A 22,648-nucleotide genomic window follows, 5' to 3' on the forward strand; every position below is an offset into this window, starting at 1 on the left:
CAGAGGGACGCGAGCAACGCGCGTCCCCCTGCGGGTTCCGCACCAGGTTCGGGCGTCGGCTACACGGATCCGCGGCGACGAGCGGCGAACTGGCGCGGTGGGACCACCGGGACCCGCTGCTGCGGCAGCGGGAACTGCGGGTTGTTCTGGTCCAGGTGCTTCTGACCGCGCTTGTGGGCGCGGCGGGCGGCACGGTTCGAGGGCGGGGTGTCAGCAGGCATGCGAAAGCCTCCTCAGTAACGAGGGCGTGCAAAGACACGGCGGAACGACAGCCGTGGAGAAGGACCCGTGAGGAAGGGTCACCAAGAGCACACGCGGCAGCGTCGGAAGCGCTGCGGGGCTTCTCAGATGATGAGCATGTCCGCAACGATAGCGACGCCGCCCGGCCTCGCCAACCGATTTATCCGCGCGCCCGTGCCGCGGCCGCACCCGCCCCCAGCATCACGAGGACGATCGTGACGATCGCCCACTTGCGGGACTTGGTCAGCGGCGTGGTCTCCGTCTCGAGCGACAGGTCGTGGCGCGGACGCGGCTCCCGTTTGGCCACCCGCACCGGAACCGGCTGCGGCGGCGCGGCCGTCGGCGGCACCGCGGCGGGTGGTGCGACCGGCACGACCGGAGCAGGCGCCGGCGGCGAAACCCGAGGCGGCGCAACGGGAACAGGTGCGGGAGGCGGTACCTCCGGCCTCGGCGCGGGCGGTTCCACGCGCGGTGGCATCGGCGCGGGCAGGCACCCGGCGCCGTCGATCAGCCCGAACGCCTGGCCCGCCGACAGCTCGACCGCGGCCCCGTCCACGACCCGGTAGACCCGGCTGCGGTCTTTGTACCTGTTGTTGAACGCGTAGACGCCGCCCGCCGCGTCGATCACCACCGCGCCGTAGGTGGACTTGCCCGGCAGCCCCGGCACCTCGGTCCGGCTCACCACCCGGCCCGACACCGGGTCGAACGTCACGACCTCGCCGGGCCCGTGCCCCGCCGCCGACACCCCGACGAGCTTCCCGCCGGCACCGGCCGTGAAGTCGTCCAGCGCGAGCGCGGGCCAGTCCAGCGTCACCGACCGCACGATCTTGAGGTAGGAAGCGCTCGCCGGGTTGATGTCGATCGCGTGCAACCGGGCGTGGTCGCGCACGTAGAACGTGGTGCCGACGACCGTGCCGCCGGACACGTCGTCGGTGCGGAACCACGGCGCCACAACAGGTCCGAGGTCGTTGACCACTCCCCTGGTGTCGATCAGCACGACGTGCGCGGGGTGCACCCAGTGGCGGTGCCCCTTCGATGTCAGCCCGACCAGACGGCCCAGCGTCGGTGAGTACCCCAGCGCGTTCACGGAGTAGCCCAGCTGAGCTACGACGTTCACCCCACCGGATGAAATGTCGAGCCGGGTCAGTGTCGAGAAATCACCGCGGTGAACAGCTCGGACCTGGAACGCGTCGCAGCCCGCCGGTGCGGCTTGGGCTACGGCGCTGGTGAGAGGCGCGGAAAGCAGCAGCAGCGACGAGACACCGCTCAGGGCGAGCACATTCCGCCGCCACCGGAATGGAGCACCTTGATACGACAACCGGGTATTTCTGCTGTTGCCGCGCATTCCCACCTGACCATTGCTCGTTACTCAGACCGTGCTGTACCGGTCACAGTAGACCGTGGTCTAATCCCACACCAGAAAGGAGCCGAATTGAGTATTTACGTGTCCGGCCTGCTCTGGGTTCTCGGCGCTGCCGCAGTCTCGTCCGTCATCGTCGTCATCACCCGCCGGTTTGGCTCGGACGAGGTGAGCGAGAAGAACCTCGGCGCCGGCGGCTCGGTGTTCAGCATCGTCGCCGGGCTGCACGCCGTGCTCGTCGCCTTCATCCTCATCTCGCTGTTCGACGCGGCCAACGGCGCCGAGGAGCAGGTGCAGAAGGAGGCGAACGCGCTCGTCGCCGTCAACTGGTCGGCCGACTCGCTGCCGGAGCCCGCGAAGTCCAGGGTCGACCAGCTCATCCGCGACTACGTGCAGACGGTCGTCGACGACGAGTGGCCGAAGATGCGCGAGGGCGAGGACGTCGACAACAAGGGGTGGAACACCCTCAACCAACTGCGGGACACCATCGCGACCGCGAGTCCGAACGGCGACTGGCAGGAGGACCGCAAGGCAGAGGCCGCGAACCAGCTGTGGGAGGTCTACCAGGCCCGGCAGGAGCGGATCGACGCCTCCGGCGGAGGCGTCAACCCCGTCGTGTGGCTCGCGCTGCTCATCGGCACCGGTCTGTCGCTGCTGTTCCCGTACCTGTTCGGCGGTCCGAACCTGGTGTCACAGCTGCTCATCACGGTGACGCTGAGTTCGACGCTGGTGCTGCTGCTGTTCGCGATATATCAGTTGCAGAACCCGTTCAGCGGCGGTGTGCACATCCCGCCGGACGCGTTCAGCTCGGCACTCGACCGGCTGAGCTGAGCCGGGCGACGACTAACGCGACTCGGCCGTTCCGCCCGCTTCTTCGATCTCCACGGACACGACCTCGCCGTCGATCACCGACGGCAGCGGGTGTTCGACATCCGATTGGGTGAAGTAGCGGTTTGCGAATGCGCCGACAGCTCTGGTAGAAGCGGCGTCGACGCCACCGCCGATGACGCCGCCCAACAACGGAACGCCCTTCGCGACGACCGTGCCGAGCTTTTTCGTACCGTATTTTGTGATGAGTGCCGACGCGGCTTTCTTCGTGAACTGCTTGATGCCGACCTTTTTGAACAGCTCGGTTCCGGCGTTACCGAGCAGGCACAGCAGGATCGCCGTCTGCACCTCCTCGCTGTCCACGTCGTGGCCGCGCAGCGCCGCGATCGACGCGATCAGGTGCGTCTGGATCACGTACGCGGCCGCGACGTTGGACGGCAGCGAGATCGGCAGCGTGATCAGCCCGCCGAGGTTCATGACGAACCCCTGCGCGCCGGCCAGCGCCACGTGCGTGCGGATGAGGTGCTTGACCGCGGCGGCCTCGTCACCCTTCTTCGCCAGTGCGTCGGACGCGGCTTCCCGAGCGCTCTTGAACGGGCCGAACCCGTCCACACCGGCACGCAGCAGGTAGTCGGCGATGCCCTGCTGGGTCTTGCTCAGCTCACCCTTGGAGTCGGCCACATCCCCGAGATTACGCGTCCAGCTGCCGCAGTGACGCGTCAACGGTCTGTTCCAGCAGAACCGCGATGGTCGTCGGCCCCACTCCACCGGGCACGGGCGTGATGAGGCCGGCGTGGTCCACGGCGGCGTCGAAGTCGACGTCACCGACGTTGCCCTCGTTGTACCCGGCGTCGACGACGACCGCCCCGGGCTTGATCCAGTCACCCTGCACGAACCTCGGCTTGCCGACCGCGGCGACCACGATGTCGGCGGTGCGCACGACGTCCGCGAGCCCGACGGTCTTCGAGTGGCAGATGGTGACGGTGGCGTCGCGAGCCAGCAGCAGCATCGCGGCGGGCTTGCCGAGGATGGGGCTGCGGCCGATCACGACGGCGTGCTTGCCCGCGATCTCCACGTCGTGGGCGTCCAGCAAGCGCATGATCCCGCCGGGCGTGCACGACAGGAAGTCGTTGTGCCCGAACGACATCCCGGCGAACGAATGCATCGTCACGCCGTCGACGTCCTTGTGCGGCGCGATCGCCTCGAACGCTGCCCGCTCGTCGATGTGGTGCGGAACGGGGTGCTGCAACAGGATCCCGTGCACGGCCGGGTCGTCGGACAGCTCGCGGATCTGCGCGACGAGCTCCTCGGTCGTCGTCCGCTCCGGCAGCGCCACGTGGCGGGACTCGATTCCCGCCTTGTGGCACCGGTTCTGCTTCATCCGCACGTAGGTGACCGAGGCCGGGTCCTCACCGACGATCACCGTGGCCAGACAGGGCTTGGCGCCCGTGCGCCGGGTGTAGTCGGCGGCCTTCTCGGCGGCTCGCTGCACGATCGCCCGCGCGAGCTCGGTACCTGACATCAACATGGGCTGCCTCCGCGTGAGTCGGATTCGCCCAGGCGCGCGGCAGGTCGTCGGAGGCCGCTCCCCGGTGGTGTCCCACCTTGATGTGCGCCAGTCACGACCCTCGGCCGAGTGTAGTCACCGCTCCGGTGCTGCCGTCGGGGATACCGTACTCGCGGTCCACCAGAGCGCCGTGCGAGTTCGCGCCGCCCATCTCCATCAGGAGCCCGCCCACGGTCAGGAACAACGGCCCGCACGGATGAGCTCGCCCAGGTTCGCCGCCTTGCCGCCCACGACGGTAATGGATGAGTCACCTCCTCGCGGCGAACTCCCTGATCAGCCCGGCGATCTCGGTCAGGTCCTCCTCCAGCGCGAAGTGGCCGGTGTCGAGCAGGTGCAGCTGCGCGTCGGGCACGTCGCGCAGGTAGGCCCTGGCGCCGGGCTCGAGGAAGAACGGGTCGCCCTTGCCCCACGTGATCAGCGTCGGCGGCCGGTGTTCGCGCAGGTAGGTCTGCCACTTCGGGTACTGCGCGACGTTGTTGTGGTAGTCGAGGAAGAGGTCGACCTGGGGCTGCGGGCGCAGGTCGAGGTAGTGCTGGTCGAGCGTCCAGGTGTGCGGCGAGATCGACTCCGGGTCGCGCGCGCCCTCGACGTAGCCGAACTTCGTGTACTCCAAGGCGAGCAGACTGCGCGCGTACTCCGGGTCGCGGTTGCCGACGAACGCCTTGGCGAGCTCGGAGAGGCCGTCCTCGTAGGCGTTGCCGTTCTGCACCACCAATCCCTCGACCCACTCGGGGTGCCGGGTCGCGACGCGGAAGCCGACCGGGGCGCCGAAGTCGAAGACGTACATGGTGAAACCGGTGAAGTTGAGCTTCTCCAGGAACTTCTCGACCGTGTCGGCCAGGAAGTCGAACGTGTAGTGGCGCTCGCCGGGCACCTCGGTGTGACCGGAGCCGGGGTGGTCGGGAGCGACGATGTGGAAGTCGTCCTTGAGCTCCTCGATCAGTCGCGCGTACTGGTGCGACGCGGACGGGAAGCCGTGCAGCAGCAGGAGCTTCGGCGCGTTCGGGTCGCCGGCCTCCCGGTAGAAGACGTTGATGCCGTCCACGTCGAGGAAGCGGTGCTTGGTCACATGGGTCTTTGTCGTCATGACACATTAATCTAACGGGTCATTGCCGTGATGTACAGTTAGGTCGTGCTTGCGATCGATTTCGTCAACACGCTGACGTCCGAGGAGGATCGGCTCCCGCAGTGGCTTGCCGAACAGGGTCTGCCCTGGTCGGAGGCGGTCGTGGAACTGCGGGCGCAGGTGCGTGAGGCGGTGCTGACGGCGCGGGATGGCGCGGAACCGGATCTCGTGCCGTTGAACGCGGCGTTGCGCGGTGCTCCGGCGTACGAGGTGCTCTCGTGGTCCGGTGGCGTCGTGGTTTCGCGGGAACGCGCCGGGGACGAGTCCGCGCGGGCGCTCGCGGTGCTGGCGGGTGCGGCGGCGGACCTGCTGGCGTCACCGGCGGTGCGGAAGGTCAAGACGTGTGAGGGGCCGGGGTGCGTGCTGCTGTTCGTGCCCGCGCACCCGCGACGCCGGTGGTGTGATCCCGCGACGTGCGGGAACCGGGTGCGGGTGGCGCGGTACTACCAGCGGCACAAGGACTAGCTAACGGGCTGCCCAGTCCGGCAGTGGTTCCCGAGCGGCGACCCACGCCTGCGGTGGCCTGGTCACGATGCCGCCGACGATCGCCGAGGTGGTGTCGATGTCTCCCCCGGCCCGCACGCACGTCGTGATGGCCGCGCGGTAGTCGTCGAGGTGGTGCGCGGCGACCCAGAGCGTGAACGGCACGGTGTCCTGGGCGGTGACGCGGGAGCCGTTGCCGAGGACGTACGCTGCCTCCTCGGCGTCGTCGATCTTGCGCGCCCGCTCGATCCCCTTGCGCACGAAGGACTTCTCCAGGTGGTCGAGCACGCCGCCGAGGAGGTCCTGCGGTGGTGTGCCGGTCAGCCGTGCCTTCGCCGCGATGGCCGACGCGTGGGCCACCGCCAGCCCGCCGAGAACGCCCTCCGGGTGCTGGTGGGTGACCTCGCTGGCCCGGATCGCCTGTGCGGTCACGGTTTTCGGGTCGTCGGCGAAGTAGGCGCCGAGCGGAGCGATCCGCATGGCGGCGCCGTTGCCGCACGAGCCCTGTCCGTTGAACGCGCTGCCGGCCGCCTGTTTCCACGGCGTGCCCTGGCGGATCTTGCGCAGAATGGTGAACGCCCCGACGCCGTAGCCGCGGTAGGGCTCGCAGCGGTCGGCGAACAACGCCGCGAGCCGGTCCTGGTCGACCTCGCCGTGGTCGCGGAGCTCGGTGACGAGGTTGCAGGCCATTTCGGTGTCGTCGGTCCACTCCCAGGGCCCTCGTGGCGGCTCACCGGCCACGAGGTCGGACAGCGAGCGGCCGACCATGAAGAACTGTGCGCCCAGCGCGTCGCCGACGGACAGGCCGTCGAGCGAGTCGTATGCGAGGTCCAGGCGCGCACGAGAATGCAGAACGATGCGCATCACCTGCCATTTTATCGAGATCGGCCGGCCGGTGTGAACAGGAAGCTGTCGCGGAAGTCGCCATCACCCCGTCGCGTCGCCATCAGCCGCAGCTCCGGCATGAAGTGGAAGAACACCAACGCACCGGAACGGTCCGGGTAGCCGAGCGTCTTCGGGTAGGCCGGGTTCGTGCCGCCGAACCACAGCGGTGGGGCCCCGAACTCCTCGATCACCTCGTTCAGCACGCAGTCGCCCTCCCCGAGAACACCGGGAATCCGGCTGTCGGTGTCCAGCGTCAGCCAGCCGTGCCGGTGCGCGAGATCGGCGTACACCGAGGCCATGACGTCCTCGCTGCGGTACCCGAGCACCTCGTGCACCGCACCGGTGACCATCGCCGCGTTCGCCGCACCGCGCGACACCAGGGCCTCGAGCTCGGCCTGCCACCGCTCCGTCCGGCTGTCGGCGAACGCCAACGCGTCGAACAGCGTCAGGATCACCGGCTCACCGCCGTGCATGCCCGGCCGCCGGATAGCGGCGTTGAGCTGGTCGAACAAGTAGTCGCGCAAGTCGTCGAACGAACGCATCCATCCCCCTGCGACAACACGGAAAGGGACGGCCGGGAGATGGCCGCCCCTTTGGCGTTGTTCTATCAGACCGCCCACATGCGAAACGCAAATGGCTCCGCCGCCGACAAGGAGGGGCAACGGACCGGGAGGGCACATGGACGCCAAGCACGTGGTCGAGCACTGGGCACCGCTGGAGCAGGTGGCGGTCGACTGGAGCGAGGCGCACGAACGGTGCTGGCGCTGCGGATACCGCGCCCCGCTGCAGACCTGCCACATCGTGCCGGAGTCGCTGGGCGGCACCGATGTGGTGTCGAACCTCGTGCTGCTGTGCGGTCGTTGTCGCCGAGAAGCCCCTACACACGCCGATCCGCGCTATCTGTGGCGTTGGCTGCGTGCGACGTCGGTGTCCACGCACGACACGTACTGGACCATCCGCGGGTGGGCGGAGTTCGAGGTCATCTTCGGCCGCAAGCCGTTGGAGTGCTTCAAAGAGGCCGCGGTCGACCACGGGACGTTGAACGCGGAATGCCGTGAGCTGGCGGCCGATGAGTTCGCGAAGACCGTCGTGCAGTTCGGGGAGGCGAAGCTCAACCCGTCGACGATCGCGTGTGTGATCGCGGAGATCGAGAAGAAGCTGGCGGACCGCCACGGCATCGAGCTGCCGTGACGGTCCGCCCACTCATCAGCTGCAGCCGGAGGTGCTGCCGCAGCCCTCGCACAGGTAGCAAGAACCGGCCGGACGCATCTTCGTGCCACACGTCATGCACAACGGCGCGTCAGCCGCCTTGCCCAGGTGCAGCTCCAGCAGCTCGGTCGAGCTGCCGACCTGCTTCGGCGCCTCCGAAGCGGGCGCGTCGACCTGGGCCGGCGCCGCCTCGACGGACCCGCGCAGGCCCTCCAGGTCCACATCGGACGACGGCGCGCCGTACTCGCCCGCGACCTGAGCCGAACGCTCGTCGGCCGTGAAGATGCCGAGCTGCGCGCGCTTGTCGTACGGCAGGTAGTCGAGCGCCAACCGGCGGAACAGGTAGTCCAGCACGGAGGTCGCGATGCGCACGTCCGGGTCGTCGGTCATGCCCGCCGGCTCGAAGCGCAGGTTCTGGAACTTCGAGACGTAGAACTCCAGCGGGATGCCGTACTGCAGACCCACCGAGATGGACATCGAGAACGCGTCCATCACGCCGGCCAGCGTCGAGCCCTGCTTGCCGAGCTTGACGAACACCTCGCCGAGACCGTTGTCCGGGTAGGAGCCGGCGGTCAGGTAGCCCTCGGCACCGCCGACCGTGAACGACACGGTCTGCGACGGGCGCTTCTTCGGCAGGCGCTTGCGGACCGGGCGGTACTCGACGACGGTCTCCGAGGACTTCTTCTCCTCGGTGGCCTTCGCGGACTTGCCCGCCGACAGCGGCTGGCCGACCTTGCAGTTGTCGCGGTAGATCGCGAGCGCCTTCAGGCCGAGCTTCCAGCCCTGGTAGTAGATCTCCTCGACCTCCTCGACGGTCGCCGTCTCCGGCATGTTGACCGTCTTGGAGATCGCGCCGGACAGGAACGGCTGCGTGGCCGCCATCATCCGCACGTGGCCCATGGGCGCGATCGAACGCTCGCCCATCGCGCAGTCGAAGACCTCGTAGTGCTCGCGGCGCAGGCCCGGCGCGTCGATGACGTGGCCGTGCTCGCCGATGAACTCGACGATCGCCTCGATCTGCTCCTCCTGGTAGCCCAGGGACTTCAGCGCGCGCGGGACCGTCTGGTTGACGATCTGCATCGAGCCGCCGCCGACGAGCTTCTTGAACTTGACCAGGGCCAGGTCGGGCTCGATGCCGGTGGTGTCGCAGTCCATCATCAGGCCGATGGTGCCGGTGGGGGCCAGCACGGACGCCTGGGCGTTGCGCCAGCCGTTCTTCGCGCCGATCGCCAGGGCCTGCTGCCACGCCTCGGTCGCGACCTTGTGCACCGACGAGTCGTTCGCGTGGTAGGTGCGGATCAGGTCGTTCGCAGCCGCGTGCTTGCGCATGACGCGCTGGTGCGCGGTGGCGTTGCGCGCGTAGCCGTCGTACGCGCCGACGATGCCCGCGAGCTCCGCGGAACGGCGGTAGGACACACCGGTCATCAACGAGGTGATGGTCGCGGCGAGCGAGCGGCCGCCCTCGGAGTCGTACGCGTGGCCGGTCGCCATCAGGAGCGCGCCCAGGTTCGCGTAGCCGATGCCCAGCTGGCGGAACTTGCGGGTGGTGTCGGCGATCGGCTCGGTCGGGAAGTCCGCGAAGCAGATCGAGATGTCCATCGCGGTGATGATCAGCTCGACGGCCTTGGCGAACGTGACGGCGTCGAACTTGCCGTCGGCGCCGAGGAACTTCATCAGGTTCAGCGAGGCGAGGTTGCAGCTGGAGTTGTCCAGGTGCATGTACTCCGAGCACGGGTTGGACGCGGTGATGCGGCCCGACTCGGGGCAGGTGTGCCAGTCGTTGATCGTGTCGTCGTACTGGATGCCGGGGTCGGCGCACTCCCACGCGGCCTTGGCGAGCTTGCCGAACAGCTCCTTGGCGTCGATGCGATCGATGACCTCGCCGGTCTGGCGGGCGCGCAGGCCGAAGTCGCCGCCGCTCTCGTAGGCGTGCATGAACTCGTCCGACACGCGGATCGAGTTGTTCGCGTTCTGGTACTGCACCGACACGATGTCCGCGCCGCCCAGGTCCATGTCGAACCCGGCGTCGCGCAGGGCGCGGATCTTGTCCTCTTCGCGCGCCTTGGTCTCGATGAACTCGACGACGTCGGGGTGGTCGACGTCGAGGACGACCATCTTCGCGGCACGGCGGGTGGCGCCACCGGACTTGATGGTGCCCGCGGACGCGTCGGCGCCGCGCATGAACGACACCGGGCCCGACGCGGTGCCGCCGGAGGACAGCAGCTCCTTCGAGGAGCGGATGCGCGAGAGGTTCAGGCCGGCACCGGAGCCGCCCTTGAAGATCAGGCCCTCCTCGCGGTACCAGTTCAGGATCGACTCCATGGTGTCGTCGACCGCGAGGATGAAGCAGGCGCTGACCTGCTGCGGCGACGACGTGCCGACGTTGAACCACACCGGCGAGTTGAAGCTGAACACCTGGTGCAACAGCATGTAGGTGAGCTCGTGCTCGAAGATCTCCGCGTCCTGCTCGCCCGCGAAGTAGCCGTGCTCCTTGCCGGCGCCCACGTAGGTCTTCACCACGCGGTCGATCAGCTGGCGCAGCGACTGCTCGCGCTTCTCGCTGCCGACGGCACCGCGGAAGTACTTGCTGGTGACGATGTTGGTGGCGTTCACCGACCACGACTCGGGGAACTCGACACCGCGCTGCTCGAAGTTCACCGAGCCGTCGCGCCAGTTCGTCATGACGACGTCGCGGCGCTCCCAGGTGACCTCGTCGTAGGGGTGGCGGCCCTCGGTGGTGTAGACGCGCTGGACCTTCAGCGCGGCAGCAGGCTTGGCAGCCGCCCGTGCGGCTGTCTTCTTGGCTGAGCCGCCGACGGTCTCGGTCACGGTGGATCTCCCTCGTGCTGGTGCTTCAGAAAAAGATGTTGATGTCGCGCGCTTGTGATGCGCGCCGATCACTGCTCCTGGGCCGCTTCGGCCCGGGCAGTGCGAAGATCGAGGATTTCCTTCTCGAAGTCCTCGACGGACGAGAAGGACCTGTAAACGCTCGCGAAGCGCAGATAAGCGACCTCGTCGAGCTCGCGCAGGGGCCCGAGAATGGCCAGACCCACCTCGTGGCTCGGGATTTCCGCGCATCCCGTCGACCGGATCGACTCTTCCACCCGCTGGGCGAGCACCTGGAACGCGTCCTCGTCGACCGGGCGGCCCTGGCACGCCCTGCGCACGCCGACGACCACCTTGTCGCGGCTGAAGGGCTCCGTCACCCCGGAGCGCTTGACCACGGCGAGAACCGCTTCTTCGACCGTGGTGAACCTGCGGCTGCAGCTGTTGCAGGAGCGGCGACGACGGATCACCTGACCCTCGTCCACCTCACGGGAGTCGACCACCCGCGAGTCCGAATGGCGGCAGAACGGACACCGCACGCCACCTCACCCCTTCCCCCGCGCAGCATCCATCGCAGCAGCCTCACTGGTCGGGTTACCCACAACCTGTGGACTACTTACAACGGTGCAACCACTAGATGTAGGGGTAGAACCTAGATCGCAACAGGGCGCCGACGCAACTCGACACACCACCCGAACGGGCGAACGTTGCGCCGATCAGGGGCGATTACACAAAGATGCCCGCGATGACGGAGAGTTCACGTCATCGCGGGCACCAAGACACAAGATGTAGGGGTCGCCCTACGGCGTGACCCCCATCTGCTGGAGGTAGAGCACGCCGAGCGCGATGACCGTCAGGGCACTCAGCGCGCCGACGGCGATCAGCTCCAGAGCGGACTCGCGCTGGGGTCGCACCTCGCACGAGCGCGACTCGCGCGAGGACGGAACCAAGACGGGGCGCGGCTTCGTGGCCGGGCGCTTCGGCATCACACGCGGACCCGAACGGAGTGGACGGCCCGCTGCGACGTCCGCGTCCTCGACAACGCGCAACCGCTTCTCGACCAGTACCGCCATGACGCCCTCCATTGCAGGTCAAGCACCATGATCGAACACAGGTTCGATCGAACGTCCGTGCGAATTTCTACCAGAACGTCACCCCGGACGCCACAACACGCCGCCAAATACCTCGAACAGGTGTTTGATCTGTGCAGCAAACACGACTACCGTCGACCAGGAAGATCGACGGAGGCCGGAATCCCATTCGAACTGGGGGCGGCGAGGAGGACAGCGACCGTGGCAGGCAAGACGATCGACCCAGACCCCGCTGTCGTGGGGACAGAGGTGAGCGAGATCGCGGGCAACGCCGGCCTGACCCTGCGCCAGCGCAAGGTGCTCGACGTCATCCGCGACTGGGTCGACCGCTTCGGCTACCCGCCGAGCGTGCGGGAGATCGGTGAGGCCGTCGGCCTGACCTCGACGTCGTCGGTGGCCTACCAGCTGCGCGCGCTGGAGCGGAAGGGCTTCCTGCGCCGCGACCCGAACCGCCCGCGCGCGGTGGGGATGCTGCCGCCCGAGATCGACCCCGGGCTCGACCCGATGTCCAAGCCGACGCCCGCGTACGTGCCGATGGTCGGCCGGATCGCGGCCGGTGGTCCGATCCTGGCGGAGGAGTCGATCGAGGACGTGTTCCCGCTGCCGCGCGAGATCGTCGGTGAGGGCGAGCTGTTCCTGCTGCGCGTCGTCGGTGACTCGATGATCGACGCCGCGATCACCGACGGCGACTGGGTCGTGATCCGCAAGCAGCCCACGGCCGACCAGGGCGAGATCGTCGCCGCCATGATCGACGGCGAGGCGACGGTGAAGACGTTCAAGCGCAAGGACGGCCACGTGTGGCTGATGCCGCACAACCCGGCCTACCAGCCGATCAACGGCGACGAGGCCACCATCCTCGGCAAGGTCGTCACGGTGCTGCGGCGCCTGCCGTAGGTTCGCCGGTTCCGCTTCCTGCTGTGCGCGCGCCCGTGGTTTCGCCGCGGGCGCGTTTCTTCTTGTCGAAGAAGTCCAGCCACTTCTGCCTCGTGGCCTCCATGTCCACGACGACGAAGCTGAAGAACTGGCCCATGTCCTTGAGGCGCGCGCCCACCGGCGTGTCGAGACCGAAGATCTCGGCACCGTCCAGCGCGGTGTGCGCCCAGGTGCTGTTCCGCTGGGCACTGGACAGCCACGCGCGGTACCAGATGTCGTCGTCCAGGAAGTAGCGCATGCGCTTGCCGTCGCGTTCGGCGCGCAGCAGGTCCAGGTTCTGCAGGTAGGCCGTCGTCCGCGAGACGGTGCCCGGGCTGACCGACAGCCGCAGCACCAGCTCCGTGGCGGACAGGCTGCCCTTGTCACACATGAAGATCTCGGCGAGGATCCGCGCCGCCGTGCGCGTGAGGCCGGTCTGCCGGAACACCGCGACCAGCCGCAGGTGGAACTCCTGCACCTTCCCCGGACTGCGGTCGAACGAGTAGGCCTCGTCGTCCACGTCGAGGTCGTCGACCGCGGGCATCCGGCGCATGGCCCGTTCGCTCGCGGCCCGGTGCGCGGCGCCCGGCCGGTAGTTGTTGTGGCCGCCGTTGCGGAGCACTTCCCGCTGGATCGTCGACGCGGGCCTTTGCAACCGCCTCCCGATTTCGGAGTACCCCAGCCCGTCCCACAGCCACTGGGCGATGAGCTGCCGTTCCTCTTCGTTTAGCCGTTTACCAGGCACGACCTCATGGTGCCTTGCGCTTCAAGCCATTGCAACGAGTCTTTTGACTTCGTCCGCAAACGTTTTTAGCTTGCAGGTAGGGGAAGACCTCGTTGCAAGGGGGAAGCAATGCCACTCAGCCCGATGACGTACCCGGACGGGCACGTCGGCTGGCGCGCGCACGACCACGGAACCGTGCGCGCCGTGCTCGCGGACAACCGGTTCAGCATCCGGCCGGACCTGATGCACAACCCGTTCGGTCCCGGCAGTCCCGGTGACGCGCCGCCGTCGCCGCCCGGTGCGTTCACCGACCACGACCCGCCGGAGCACACGCGCTACCGCGGCAGGCTGACCGGGCAGTTCACCGTGCGGCGGATGCGGCTGCTGGCCGAGCGGCTCGAGGAGATCACCGCGGCCCAGCTCGACGTGCTCGCGGCGGCGGGGTCACCGGCGGACCTGGTGGAGCACTTCTGCTCACCGGTGCCGGGGTTGATGATCTGCGAGCTGCTGGGCGTGCCGTACGAGCGGCGCGGGGAGTTCCACCAGGACGCGATGCTGCTGACCGGCGCCAGCGGGGCGGAGGCCGGCGAGGCCGAGGCGATGTTCGAGGCGTTCGGGCGGCTGCAGCGGTTCATGCTGGAGATGGTCGCGGCGAAGCGGGAGCAGCCGACCGACGACCTGCTCAGCGACCTCGTCAACGCCGAAGCCGGGTCAGCTGACCCGTTGTCCGACGACGAGATGGCGGCGATGGGCATGGCGTTGCTCGGCGGCGGGCTCGACACGACGACGAACATGCTCTCGCTCGGGACGCTGGAGCTGCTGCGTGACCGAGCTCGGGTGGAGGCGATGCTGGCCCGGCCCGACGCCGCCGTCGAGGAGCTGCTGCGATATATCAGTTTGACGCCCGTCACGGTGCGCACGGCGTTGGAGGACGTCGAGGTCGACGGCGTGCTCGTGCGCAAGGGCGACACGGTGAAGGTCGAGCTCGGCTCCGCGAACCGCGACCCGGCACGCTACGCCGATCCCGACGTGCTCGACCTGGCGCGAGGTGCGGCGGGGCACGTGGCGTTCGGGCACGGCATCCACCAGTGCATCGGGCAGCACCTGGCGCGGGTCGAGCTGAAGATCGCCTTCCCCGGCCTGTTCGCGCGGTTCCCGAAGCTGCGGCTCGCCGTGCCGGAGGAAGAGCTGCCGCACCGGGCGAGCCTGGTGATCGGCGGGCTGGAACGCATGCCTGTCGCCTGGGACTAGAACAGCGGTACTGGTGGGGCGCGGAGTGCGGGAGCCTGCTGTCGTGACCCAGGAACCTCCGTCGCCGCGGTTCACCGAAACGCAGATCGTCGAGTGGCTGATCGCGGAATGCCGAGATGTGTCCGACCGGGTGACAACCGTGACCACGTCCGGCGACCGCATCCTCACCGCGGGCGTGACGGTGATGGCGATCGCCGTCACCGTCGCGATCGGGGGTGGCAAGGGTTACCTGCTGATGTGGTTTCCCTTCGCCGTCTCGGTCGTGATCCTCCACGCCCTGTACCTCAAGAAGACGGCACGGAGCTTGATGGGGTACCAGCTCGGCTTGGAGAAGGAGATCGCGCGACGCACCGGTCTTCCGCTGATCGCCTGGCAGTCGCACGTCTAGAAGAGCGGTCGGCCGGTCATCGGGTTGGCGCAAGCGCTCCGCACGACGTCGCCAGGCGCTTGGGGCCACGAGCGAGCTTGGTTGTACATCGCGCTCACCTCGGTGAACGTCGTCGGCAGCGCTGTCCTCATCGGCTATTCCCACGTCAGTCAGCTCGGCACGACGAGGGCTGCGGAAGAGGCGATCGAGCACGCCTTCTCCGCAGCTGTCCGGCCGGTCGCCGACTGAGTTCGGTCAGGCGCGCCGGCGCCGGCGCAGGCCGATGACGAGGGCGACGGCGAGCACGAGGCCGCCGAGAGTCAGCGCCAGCGGCCAGTTCTGCCACGACGACGACGTCGTCGCGGTGTCCGATGGCGCGGCCTGCTGTTGCTCGGCGGCGGGCGGTGGGGCCGTGGTCGTCGGCGCGGCGGGCTTCGCGAGGGCGGCGGCACCGGCGACCGAGCGGATCGGGGTGCCGGCGCCTTCGGAGGCGGAGAGCAGGGTGCCGTCCGGGTCGAAGGCGATGGCCTCGCCCTGGGGTTCATTCGGCAGCGGGACCCGGACCGGGTCGCCGGACAGCGCCTTCACCAGGTCGCCGTCGGGGACCCGGAAGAGGTACGCCTCGGTGTAGGTGCGCAGAGCCACGACGGAGCCGTCGCGCATCGACGCGGCACCCGTCACCAAGCGCGTGTCGAGGCTGCCCTCCAGAGGGCCGCCCGGCGTGTCGGTCGTCGCCAGCGATATGCGTGCCACCTGCTCCAACGGCACCGAAACATCAGTTCGCAGCGGCGCTGCGGGGCGATATATCAGTGCGGAGCCGAGGGGTTCCTTGGTGACGATGTAGGGCGTGCCGGACTTGTCGAGCAGCAACGCCTCGGCGTCGTGCTTGCCGTCCGGGTAGGTGACGCGGAACCGTTCGACGGCGCCGGAAGGCGACACCTTGTGCAGTGCGACCGTGGCACGGGACTTGTTGTTGTCGCCCGTGTCGGAAGCCCACAGGGTGCCGTCCGGCGCCATCGCGAGGTCCTCGACGTCGAACGGGTCCACGGGCGCGGTGATCGTGCGCTTCACGACGCAGTCGCGCCCGAGGACCTGGATGCGCAGCGTGCCGTTGTCGCTGTCGCTGACGGCGTAGAACTGCTTGCCGTCGGACGTGAGCCCGGAGAGCTCCTGCATGGCTACCGGGCACACGTCCACCGGTGGAGGCGGGATCAAGCAGGTGATCCGTTCGTCGCGAACGGCTCGAGCACACCGGCCAGGTCCGGGCGCACACGGGCGCTGAGCAGCGTGCCCGACTCCGTGTGCTTCTCGGACAGCACCTCGCCGTCGCGGTGCACGCGGGCGACGACCTCGCCGCGCGCGTACGGCACGAGCGCCTCGACCACGACCTCCGGCCGCGGCATCAGCTCGGCGATGCGGACCTTCAGCTCCTCGATGCCGACGCCGGAGTGCGCCGACACGAACGACGCGTCCGGGAACAGGTGCCGCAGCCGGGCCAGGCCCAGGTCGCCCACCGCGTCGATCTTGTTCACGACCAGCAGCTCGCGCGGCATCGGCACGTCGTTGCGCTCGTTGATCTCGGCGAGCACCTCGCGCACCGCCTTGACCTGGCTCTCCGGCATCGCGTCGGAGCCGTCGACCACGTGCACGAGCAGGTCGGCCTGACCGACCTCCTCCAGCGTGGAGCGGAACGCCTCGACGAGCTGGTGCGGCAGGTGCCGGACGAAGCCGACGGTGTCCGTCAGCGTGTACGGCAGTCCCTCCGGCGTCAGCGCGCGGCGCGTCGTCGGGTCGAGGGTGGCGAACAGCGCGTCCTCCACCAGCACACCGGCGTCGGTCAGCGCGTTGAGCAGCGAGGACTTGCCCGCGTTCGTGTACCCGGCGATGGCGACGCTGGGGATCTCGTTCGCGACGCGGCGGCTGCGCTTGGTCTCGCGGATCACCTTGATCGCGGCGAGCTCGCGGCGCAGCTTCGCGATGCGGTCGCGGATGCGGCGCCGGTCGGTCTCGATCTTCGTCTCACCGGGACCGCGCAGACCCACACCGCCGTTGCCGCCACCGGCACGACCACCGGCCTGCCGGGACAACGTCTCACCCCAGCCACGCAGGCGCGGCATGAGGTACTGCAGCTGGGCCAGCTCGACCTGTGCCTTGCCCTCCTTGGACCGCGCGTGCTGCGCGAAGATGTCCAGGATGAGCGCGGTGCGGTCGATGACCTTGACCTTGAGCCGCTCCTCCAGCTGCCGCAGCTGGCCGGGTGAGAGCTCACCGTCGCAGATCACCGTGTCCGCGCCGGTCGCCTGCACCACGTCGCGCAGCTCGGCGACCTTGCCGGAGCCGATGTAGGTCGCGGGGTCCGGCTTGTCGCGCCGCTGCACGACACCTTCGAGGACCTCGGAACCCGCGGTCTCGGCGAGGCGGGCCAGTTCGGCGAGCGAGGCGTCGGAGTCCGCGGCCGTGCCCTCGGTCCACACCCCGGCGAGCACGACCCGCTCCAGGCGCAGCTGGCGGTACTCGACCTCGGTGACGTCCTCGAGCTCGGTGGAGAGCCCGGCGACGCGACGCAGCGCGGCACGTTCGGCGCGCTCGTAGTCGCCCGTCGAGAAGTCGTCCTCCCACTTCTCGTCGAACTCCGGGTCGAACTCTGTGCTCTGGATGTTTTCCGTCATTTGCCCTTCATCGTCCCATGGACCTTCAGTCCCCCGGATACACCGCGAGGTAGATCGCCACACGGGGAACATCCGGTCTGACCGGTTGCGCGGCCAGCTCATCCATCAACGCTCCGAGCCGCTGCTTTAGTTCCTCCGGGTCGACGGTCACGACCAGGCGGCTCTGATCCACGTCACTGAGCCCGATGTCGGCGACCTCGCCGAGGAAAGCGTGCAACATCGCCTCGCCGACGGCGACCATATTTTCGCTGTTGTCGAGCTCCCGCGACAGCCCGGTAGACCGATAGGGGATTTCTTTCGCGCCCCGGTTGCCCGCGCGCGGGGGCAGTGCCTCCAGGAAACCGGTGGCCACGAGCTTGCGCACGTGGTGCAGCGTCGTGGCCGGGTCCTTGCCCAGCCGTTGCGCCAGCTCCTTGTTGGTGAGCGGGCGCTCGAACGCCATGCGGATCATCCGCAGCCGCAGGTCGGAGCTGAGAGCCGCGGCTTCCTCGCGGGTTGCGGGACGCCGGTTCCGGGAGAACGACACCGGCACAGTGTAAGTGATTGACAGTTTCCAATCACTCAGCGCAGACTTCCCGCCATGACGCTTTGGGGGCATCACGACTTCCGCCGGCTGTGGGCCGGCGACACGATCAGCCAGTTCGGGTCGACCATCGGCCTGACGGTGATCCCGCTGCTCGCGGCGGGTGTGCTGAACGCGACACCGTTCGAGATGGGACTGCTGGCCGCGGCCGGCACGATGGCGTTCCTGCTGATCGGGCTGCCCGCCGGCGTCTGGGTGGACCGGATGCGCCGCAAGCCGTTGATGATCGCGATGGACGTCGTCCGCGCCGTGCTGATGCTGAGCGTGCCGGTGGCGTGGTGGCTGGGCGTGCTGGACCTGCCGCAGCTGGTCGTGGTGAGCCTCGCGGTGGGTGTGTGCACGGTGTTCTTCGACGTCGCCTACCAGTCGTACCTGCCGTCGCTGGTGGGGCGTGACCAGCTCGTCGAGGGCAACTCGAAGCTGCAGGCCAGCATGTCGGTCGCGGAGGTGTCGGGGCCGGCGATCGGCGGGTACGCGGCGCAGTTCATCGGCGCGGCCAACGGTGTGCTGGCAACCGGGCTGGGCTACCTGAGCTCGGCGTTCTTCCTGTTCCGGATCAGGGTGGTGGAGCCGGTGCCGCACCGGCACTCCTCGCCGAACCTGCGGCGCGAGGTGATGGAGGGGCTGCGGTTCGTCTTCGGCAACGTCACGCTGCGCGCGATCGTGGCCTGCACCGGCACGTCGAACTTCTTCCACGGCGTCCAGAACGCCGTGCTGATCCTGTTCCTGCTGAACGTGGCCGAGCTCAGCGAGGGCACGGCGGGTCTGGTGCTGAGCGCGGGCGGTGTCGGGGGCGTGGTCGGCGCGGCGGTGGCGTTCAAGCTGGGCAAGCTGGTCGGGCAGGCCAGGATGATCTGGCTGATCCCGCTGCTGACCTGGCCGTTCACCCTGGCACTGCCGTTCGTCTCCGCGGGGTGGGGCCTCGTGCTGCCGATGGCCGGGCTGGCGATCTCGGTGTTCGGCATCGTCGTCTACAACGTCGGCCAGGTGAGCTACCGGCAGGCGATCTGCCCCGACCACCTGATGGGCCGGATGAACGCCTCGATCCGCTGGGTGGTGTGGGGCGCGACGCCGCTGGGCGCGCTGGCCGGCGGCGCGCTCGGTTCCTGGCTCGGGATCGTGCCGACGCTGTGGATCTCGCTGGTCGGCTCGGTGTTCGGGATGGCGTGGGTGCTGCTGTCGCCGTTGAGGTCTATGCGGGACCTGCCGACCGGCGCTAGCGTCGAGGCCCATGGCTGACACCACGGTGCTGCGGGACGGTCTCCACTTCGGCGAGGGACCGCGGCGCGGCCCCGACGGTCGCCTCTACTACTCGGACTTCTACGCGGGCGAGGTGCACGCCCTCGACCTCGCGACCGGTGACGACGAGCTCGTCGTGGCCTTCGACGGCCAGCCGTCCGGGCTGGGCTGGCTGCCCGACGGCCGCCTGCTCGTCGTGTCGATGCTCGACCGCACCGTGCGCAGGCTCGAAGACGGCGAGCTCGTCCTGCACGCCGACATATCGGATATCGCGACCTTCCACGCCAACGACATGCTCGTCGACGGCGAGGGGCGGGCTTACGTCGGCAACTTCGGTTTCGACCTGCACGGGCTGATCGACGAGGTGGGCCTGCCGCGGTTGCTGGAGCCGGACTTCGCTCCGGAGGGCGCCTCGCTCGCGCTGGTGCAACCGGATGGTTCGGTCTCCGTGGCGGTCGAGGACCTGAAGTTCCCGAACGGAATGGCGCTGCTGCCCGACCCGGCCGGCGAGTCGGAGAGCGGCACCACACTGGTTGTCGCGGAAACGGTGGCGTTCAAGCTGACGGCGTTCTCGGTCGACCTCGACGGTTCGTTGCGCGGGCGGCGGGTGTGGGCCGACGTGAAGGAGCTCGGCATCGCGCCCGACGGCATCGCGGGCGACGGGGACGGTGTGTGGGTGGCGCCGGCGTTGCAGCCCGCGGTGTTCCGGGTGACCGAGGGAGGCGAGGTCACGCACCGGGTGGAGACGACGCAGACCTGCTTCGCCGTCGCGGTCGTCGGCGACAAGCTCGTCTGCCTGACTGCGCCGGACTCGCATCCCAACGTCGTCAAGCCGGAGCGGCTCGGCAAGATCGAGGTCTACGAGCTGAGCTGATATATCGGATGCGATATATCAGTCAGGCGAGGGCGTCCCACCAGGACTTGTCGAGCTCGCCGCGCGCGACCAGCACCGCGGGGCCGGTGAGGGTCGAGGTCGTCGGCTCGATCGTGACGGTGACCTGGCCGCCGAGGACGTCGACGGTGGCCGAGCCGGTCGTCCTGCCCTGACCTGCCAGCCACGACGCGACCGATGCCACGGTGCCGGTGCCGCAGGAGCGGGTCTCGCCGACGCCGCGTTCGTAGACGCGCATCTTGAGGGCGCCGCGCGGGGTGGTGCCCGACTCGGCGGCGACCCCGGCACCGGTGCCGGGGTCGAGGACGTTGATCAGCTCGACGTTCACGCCGTGCGGGAACATGACCGGGTCGTAGCCGGGGGGCACGGTGAGGTCGAAGCCGTCGACCGGGGTGTCGGTGACGCAGGCGAGGTGCGGGTTGCCGACGTCGACCGCGAAGCCGCCGATGCCCTGGCCGTCGACCGCGGCGATGGAGGTGCCGGTGACGCGGGCGGGGCCCATGTCGTTGGTGACGGAGCCGTCCGGGTGCGTCGTCACGGTCCGGTCGCCCGCGCGCGTGCCCACGACGAACGTTCCCTGCGGCTGGTGGCCCGCGTCGACCAGGTAGCGGGCGAAGACGCGCAGGCCGTTGCCGCACATCTCGGCGATGGAGCCGTCGGCGTTGCGGTAGTCCATGAACCACTGGCCGTCGGTCCGCACGACGCGCAGCACGCCGTCCGCGCCGAGGCCGCGCTGCCGGTCGCACAGCGCCTGGACGCGCGCCACCGTCAGGTCCAGCCGGTCATCGAGGTCGGGCAGGATGACGAAGTCGTTCTCCGTGCCGTGCCCCTTCACGAACTCCACGGCACTAGGCTACCGGCGACCTCCACCAGGTCGGGCCGCGAGCCGTCCAACCAGGTGATGCGCTGGTCACGCCGGAACCACGACCGTTGCCTGCGCACGAAACGGCGGGTGGCGCGCTTGGTCTCCTCGGCGGCGAAGTCGATGGTGCAGGCTCCGTCCATTGCGGACAGCACCTGCTGGTAGCCGAGAGCGCGGGAGGCGGTCTTGCCCTCGCGCAGACCGAGCTTCACCAGCGCGCGCACCTCGGCCTCCAGGCCCGCTTCGAACATCAGGTCCACGCGCAGGTCGACGCGGGTGTCCAGTTCGGACACCTCGCGGTCGACGCCGATCTGGACGGTGTCGTACCGGGCGGGGCCGGGCTTGGGGAGGTTCGCGGAGAACGGCTCGCCCGTCAGCTCGATGACCTCCAGCGCGCGCACGATGCGGCGGCCGTTCGAGGGCAGGATCGCGATCGCGGCGGCCGGGTCGAGCTCCTGCAGCCGCCGGTGCAGCGCCTCCGGGCCGGCCGAGGCGAGCTCCGCCTCGTAGCGTTCGCGCACCGCGTCGTCGGTACCGGGGAACTTCAGGTCGTCGAGCACGGCCTGCACGTACAGCCCGGAGCCGCCGACGAGGACCGGCGGGCGGCCGGCGGCGAGCAGGGACTCGACCACCGCACGGGTCTCGCGCTGGTAGGCGGCGACCGAGGCGGTCTCGGTGACGTCGAGGACGTCGAGCAGGTGGTGCGGGACGCCGCGACGTTCGTCGAGGCTCATCTTGGCCGTGCCGATGTCCATGCCGCGGTAGAGCTGCATGGCGTCGGCGTTGACGACCTCTCCCCCGAACCGCTCGGCGAGGGCGACGGCCAGGTCGGACTTGCCGGTCGCGGTGGGGCCGACGACGGCGATTGGCGTGATCACGGGCGCTCCCAGACTGCGACGTGGTAGCCCACGCCGAACGGTGCGAAGAACTCGGCGCTCGCGCAGCGCCACGGACCGGGCACGCCGGCGAGGACCTGCCACGCCGCGCGGCCCTGCGCGCCCAGCTCACGGGCGAGCTCGGGGTCGAGTGCGAGCAGGCCGTCGGTGTCCGCGGCGGCCAGCAGGGCGTGGACGTGGTCGTCGAACGGTCCCGAACGCTCGTCGTTCGCGCCGGGCGAACGCGGGCCGTGCCGGGTCGAGCCGTCGCCGAGGACCAGCAGGCCGCAGTCCTCGGCCGCGAGTCGTTGTCCAAACGAGACGCAGTCGGACGGGGCCAGGTCAGGTGGAACGAGCTCGACGCGTGACACCTCGATCGCGCAGCGTTCCCGCAGCCACGCCGTGACCAGCACCGGCAGCGGGAGCCGCGGGTCGGGAGGCTCGTTCCCGCCGAGTGACACGGGCACGTCGACCCCATAGCCGAGGAATGTTCCGGACAGCGGTGGCACGAACGTCGCCGGGCCGCTGCCGCCGACCGCCACAGCCACCCACGGACCAGGCAACTTTCCTGCCGCGGCAACGGTTGCGGCTCTCACGGGAGCGGTTTCCGCGGCGGCTCCCGCGACCAGTTCTGGCACGAGGAGCGGCGGGTGCGGCAC

The 22,648-nt window shown here is 69.1% G+C and carries 27 protein-coding genes and 1 riboswitch; of the genes, 9 read left to right on the forward strand and 18 right to left on the reverse strand.

The genetic code is table 11. The features are described from left to right. Window positions 1-59 precede the first annotated feature (59 nt). On the reverse strand, window positions 60-221 hold the full coding sequence (locus BBK82_RS49610; RefSeq protein ID WP_154696987.1) for a hypothetical protein: 162 nt from the start codon (window positions 219-221) through the stop codon (window positions 60-62). Window positions 222-400: 179 nt separating this feature from the next. Further along, complete coding sequence (locus tag BBK82_RS01735; RefSeq protein WP_154696988.1) at window positions 401-1,357, reverse strand: DUF6923 family protein; 957 nt, start codon at window positions 1,355-1,357, stop codon at window positions 401-403. Window positions 1,358-1,672: 315 nt separating this feature from the next. Here BBK82_RS01735 and BBK82_RS01740 point away from each other — a divergent pair, with 315 nt between their 5' ends. Then, window positions 1,673-2,431 carry a bestrophin-like domain gene (locus BBK82_RS01740; protein ID WP_065913402.1) on the forward strand — a complete coding sequence of 253 codons (759 nt, stop codon included), beginning with the start codon at window positions 1,673-1,675 and terminating at the stop codon, window positions 2,429-2,431. A 12-nt stretch (window positions 2,432-2,443) separates the two neighbouring features. On the opposite strand, the gene BBK82_RS01745 is transcribed toward BBK82_RS01740, so the two are convergent. From BBK82_RS01745 to BBK82_RS01755, 4 genes are all read right to left on the reverse strand, one after another. Beyond that, window positions 2,444-3,109: an EcsC family protein gene (locus BBK82_RS01745; RefSeq protein WP_065913403.1), complete on the reverse strand. Its 666-nt coding sequence runs from the start codon at window positions 3,107-3,109 to the stop codon at window positions 2,444-2,446. A 10-nt stretch (window positions 3,110-3,119) separates the two neighbouring features. Next, entirely contained in the window at window positions 3,120-3,956 is an 837-nt protein-coding gene (locus BBK82_RS01750) for a bifunctional 5,10-methylenetetrahydrofolate dehydrogenase/5,10-methenyltetrahydrofolate cyclohydrolase (protein WP_065913404.1), read from the reverse strand. Window positions 3,957-3,975: 19 nt separating this feature from the next. Beyond that, a riboswitch (ZMP/ZTP riboswitch) is annotated at window positions 3,976-4,061 on the reverse strand. After that, window positions 4,048-4,167 carry a PEP-utilizing enzyme gene (locus BBK82_RS56565; RefSeq protein ID WP_418287499.1) on the reverse strand — a complete coding sequence of 40 codons (120 nt, stop codon included), beginning with the start codon at window positions 4,165-4,167 and terminating at the stop codon, window positions 4,048-4,050. (Overlaps the previous riboswitch by 14 nt.) A 75-nt stretch (window positions 4,168-4,242) precedes the next feature. Continuing rightward, window positions 4,243-5,082, reverse strand: coding sequence for an alpha/beta fold hydrolase (locus BBK82_RS01755; protein WP_065913405.1), 840 nt, complete (start codon window positions 5,080-5,082; stop codon window positions 4,243-4,245). A gap of 45 nt (window positions 5,083-5,127) precedes the next feature. Between BBK82_RS01755 and BBK82_RS01760 the strand changes: the two genes are divergently transcribed. Then, window positions 5,128-5,586, forward strand: a complete 459-nt coding sequence (locus tag BBK82_RS01760; protein ID WP_065913406.1) for a CGNR zinc finger domain-containing protein — start codon at window positions 5,128-5,130, stop codon at window positions 5,584-5,586. Here BBK82_RS01760 and BBK82_RS01765 read toward each other — a convergent pair whose 3' ends face one another. Both BBK82_RS01765 and BBK82_RS01770 read right to left on the reverse strand, forming a co-directional pair. Beyond that, window positions 5,587-6,468, reverse strand: coding sequence for an ADP-ribosylglycohydrolase family protein (locus BBK82_RS01765; protein ID WP_065913407.1), 882 nt, complete (start codon window positions 6,466-6,468; stop codon window positions 5,587-5,589). It lies immediately after the preceding gene. Window positions 6,469-6,479: 11 nt separating this feature from the next. Then, window positions 6,480-7,031: a hypothetical protein gene (locus BBK82_RS01770; RefSeq protein ID WP_065913408.1), complete on the reverse strand. Its 552-nt coding sequence runs from the start codon at window positions 7,029-7,031 to the stop codon at window positions 6,480-6,482. Window positions 7,032-7,167: 136 nt separating this feature from the next. Here BBK82_RS01770 and BBK82_RS01775 point away from each other — a divergent pair, with 136 nt between their 5' ends. Next, a complete protein-coding gene (locus tag BBK82_RS01775) occupies window positions 7,168-7,680 on the forward strand; it encodes an HNH endonuclease (RefSeq protein WP_065913409.1) in 513 nt (170 codons plus the stop codon). Between the two features lie 15 nt (window positions 7,681-7,695). On the opposite strand, the gene BBK82_RS01780 is transcribed toward BBK82_RS01775, so the two are convergent. The 3 genes from BBK82_RS01780 to BBK82_RS01790 form a co-directional block, all read right to left on the reverse strand. Beyond that, window positions 7,696-10,527 (reverse strand): vitamin B12-dependent ribonucleotide reductase, encoded by a 2,832-nt coding sequence (locus BBK82_RS01780; RefSeq protein WP_065913410.1) that lies wholly within the window; start codon window positions 10,525-10,527, stop codon window positions 7,696-7,698. 68 nt (window positions 10,528-10,595) lie between these two features. Further along, window positions 10,596-11,063: a transcriptional regulator NrdR gene (gene nrdR, locus BBK82_RS01785; protein ID WP_065913411.1), complete on the reverse strand. Its 468-nt coding sequence runs from the start codon at window positions 11,061-11,063 to the stop codon at window positions 10,596-10,598. 261 nt (window positions 11,064-11,324) lie between these two features. Beyond that, complete coding sequence (locus BBK82_RS01790; protein WP_154696989.1) at window positions 11,325-11,597, reverse strand: hypothetical protein; 273 nt, start codon at window positions 11,595-11,597, stop codon at window positions 11,325-11,327. A gap of 234 nt (window positions 11,598-11,831) precedes the next feature. Between BBK82_RS01790 and lexA the strand changes: the two genes are divergently transcribed. Then, complete coding sequence (lexA, locus tag BBK82_RS01795) at window positions 11,832-12,509, forward strand: transcriptional repressor LexA (protein ID WP_065920753.1); 678 nt, start codon at window positions 11,832-11,834, stop codon at window positions 12,507-12,509. Here lexA and BBK82_RS01800 read toward each other — a convergent pair. After that, entirely contained in the window at window positions 12,484-13,272 is a 789-nt protein-coding gene (locus BBK82_RS01800; RefSeq protein ID WP_071812511.1) for a GbsR/MarR family transcriptional regulator, read from the reverse strand. The genes lexA and BBK82_RS01800 overlap by 26 nt on opposite strands. Window positions 13,273-13,380: 108 nt before the next feature. On the opposite strand from BBK82_RS01800, the gene BBK82_RS01805 reads away from it, so the two are divergent. From BBK82_RS01805 to BBK82_RS49620, 3 genes are all read left to right on the forward strand, one after another. Then, window positions 13,381-14,502 (forward strand): cytochrome P450, encoded by a 1,122-nt coding sequence (locus BBK82_RS01805; RefSeq protein ID WP_237048001.1) that lies wholly within the window; start codon window positions 13,381-13,383, stop codon window positions 14,500-14,502. A 43-nt stretch (window positions 14,503-14,545) separates the two neighbouring features. After that, window positions 14,546-14,890 (forward strand): hypothetical protein, encoded by a 345-nt coding sequence (locus tag BBK82_RS01810; RefSeq protein WP_065913415.1) that lies wholly within the window; start codon window positions 14,546-14,548, stop codon window positions 14,888-14,890. Between the two features lie 81 nt (window positions 14,891-14,971). Continuing rightward, the gene (locus tag BBK82_RS49620) at window positions 14,972-15,118 is read left to right on the forward strand and encodes a hypothetical protein (RefSeq protein WP_154696990.1); all 147 of its coding nucleotides are present in this window, start codon (window positions 14,972-14,974) and stop codon (window positions 15,116-15,118) included. 6 nt (window positions 15,119-15,124) lie between these two features. Here BBK82_RS49620 and BBK82_RS01815 read toward each other — a convergent pair whose 3' ends face one another. The 3 genes from BBK82_RS01815 to BBK82_RS01825 are packed head-to-tail and all read right to left on the reverse strand — an operon-like array spanning window position 15,125 to window position 17,989. Then, complete coding sequence (locus BBK82_RS01815; RefSeq protein ID WP_154696991.1) at window positions 15,125-16,084, reverse strand: SdiA-regulated/phytase-like domain-containing protein; 960 nt, start codon at window positions 16,082-16,084, stop codon at window positions 15,125-15,127. Next, on the reverse strand, window positions 16,081-17,538 hold the full coding sequence (gene hflX / locus BBK82_RS01820; RefSeq protein ID WP_065913417.1) for a GTPase HflX: 1,458 nt from the start codon (window positions 17,536-17,538) through the stop codon (window positions 16,081-16,083). The genes BBK82_RS01815 and hflX overlap by 4 nt, the downstream gene beginning before the upstream one ends. Window positions 17,539-17,563: 25 nt before the next feature. Then, entirely contained in the window at window positions 17,564-17,989 is a 426-nt protein-coding gene (locus BBK82_RS01825; RefSeq protein WP_237048359.1) for a winged helix-turn-helix domain-containing protein, read from the reverse strand. 129 nt (window positions 17,990-18,118) lie between these two features. Here BBK82_RS01825 and BBK82_RS01830 point away from each other — a divergent pair, with 129 nt between their 5' ends. Then, window positions 18,119-19,360, forward strand: a complete 1,242-nt coding sequence (locus BBK82_RS01830; RefSeq protein ID WP_065913418.1) for an MFS transporter — start codon at window positions 18,119-18,121, stop codon at window positions 19,358-19,360. Further along, entirely contained in the window at window positions 19,353-20,234 is an 882-nt protein-coding gene (locus BBK82_RS01835; protein ID WP_065913419.1) for an SMP-30/gluconolactonase/LRE family protein, read from the forward strand. Before BBK82_RS01830 ends, BBK82_RS01835 begins: the two co-directional genes overlap by 8 nt. A 22-nt stretch (window positions 20,235-20,256) precedes the next feature. Here the strand turns inward: BBK82_RS01835 and dapF are convergent, their stop codons facing one another. The 3 genes from dapF to BBK82_RS01850 are packed head-to-tail and all read right to left on the reverse strand — an operon-like array spanning window position 20,257 to window position 22,537. Further along, a complete protein-coding gene (gene dapF / locus BBK82_RS01840; RefSeq protein ID WP_065913420.1) occupies window positions 20,257-21,096 on the reverse strand; it encodes a diaminopimelate epimerase in 840 nt (279 codons plus the stop codon). Beyond that, window positions 21,084-21,992 (reverse strand): tRNA (adenosine(37)-N6)-dimethylallyltransferase MiaA, encoded by a 909-nt coding sequence (miaA, locus tag BBK82_RS01845; RefSeq protein WP_179953749.1) that lies wholly within the window; start codon window positions 21,990-21,992, stop codon window positions 21,084-21,086. Before miaA ends, dapF begins: the two co-directional genes overlap by 13 nt. Continuing rightward, window positions 21,989-22,537: a class III extradiol ring-cleavage dioxygenase family protein gene (locus BBK82_RS01850; RefSeq protein WP_335618039.1), complete on the reverse strand. Its 549-nt coding sequence runs from the start codon at window positions 22,535-22,537 to the stop codon at window positions 21,989-21,991. The genes miaA and BBK82_RS01850 overlap by 4 nt, the downstream gene beginning before the upstream one ends. Between the last annotated feature and the right edge of the window lie 111 nt (window positions 22,538-22,648).

Source organism: Lentzea guizhouensis (assembly GCF_001701025.1).
Taxonomy (GTDB): Bacteria; Actinomycetota; Actinomycetes; order Mycobacteriales; family Pseudonocardiaceae; genus Lentzea; species Lentzea guizhouensis.

Coding starts and splice junctions, on each gene's coding strand:
- BBK82_RS49610 (WP_154696987.1), bottom strand. CDS start 221: ATGCCTGCTGACACCCCGCCCTCGAACCGTGCCGCCCGCCGCGCCCAC.
- BBK82_RS01750 (WP_065913404.1), bottom strand. CDS start 3,956: ATGTTGATGTCAGGTACCGAGCTCGCGCGGGCGATCGTGCAGCGAGCC.
- BBK82_RS01755 (WP_065913405.1), bottom strand. CDS start 5,082: ATGACGACAAAGACCCATGTGACCAAGCACCGCTTCCTCGACGTGGAC.
- BBK82_RS01765 (WP_065913407.1), bottom strand. CDS start 6,468: ATGCGCATCGTTCTGCATTCTCGTGCGCGCCTGGACCTCGCATACGAC.
- BBK82_RS01770 (WP_065913408.1), bottom strand. CDS start 7,031: ATGCGTTCGTTCGACGACTTGCGCGACTACTTGTTCGACCAGCTCAAC.
- BBK82_RS01775 (WP_065913409.1), top strand. CDS start 7,168: ATGGACGCCAAGCACGTGGTCGAGCACTGGGCACCGCTGGAGCAGGTG.
- BBK82_RS01790 (WP_154696989.1), bottom strand. CDS start 11,597: ATGGCGGTACTGGTCGAGAAGCGGTTGCGCGTTGTCGAGGACGCGGAC.
- BBK82_RS01805 (WP_237048001.1), top strand. CDS start 13,381: ATGCCACTCAGCCCGATGACGTACCCGGACGGGCACGTCGGCTGGCGC.
- hflX (WP_065913417.1), bottom strand. CDS start 17,538: ATGACGGAAAACATCCAGAGCACAGAGTTCGACCCGGAGTTCGACGAG.
- BBK82_RS01825 (WP_237048359.1), bottom strand. CDS start 17,989: ATGATCCGCATGGCGTTCGAGCGCCCGCTCACCAACAAGGAGCTGGCG.
- BBK82_RS01830 (WP_065913418.1), top strand. CDS start 18,119: ATGACGCTTTGGGGGCATCACGACTTCCGCCGGCTGTGGGCCGGCGAC.
- BBK82_RS01835 (WP_065913419.1), top strand. CDS start 19,353: ATGGCTGACACCACGGTGCTGCGGGACGGTCTCCACTTCGGCGAGGGA.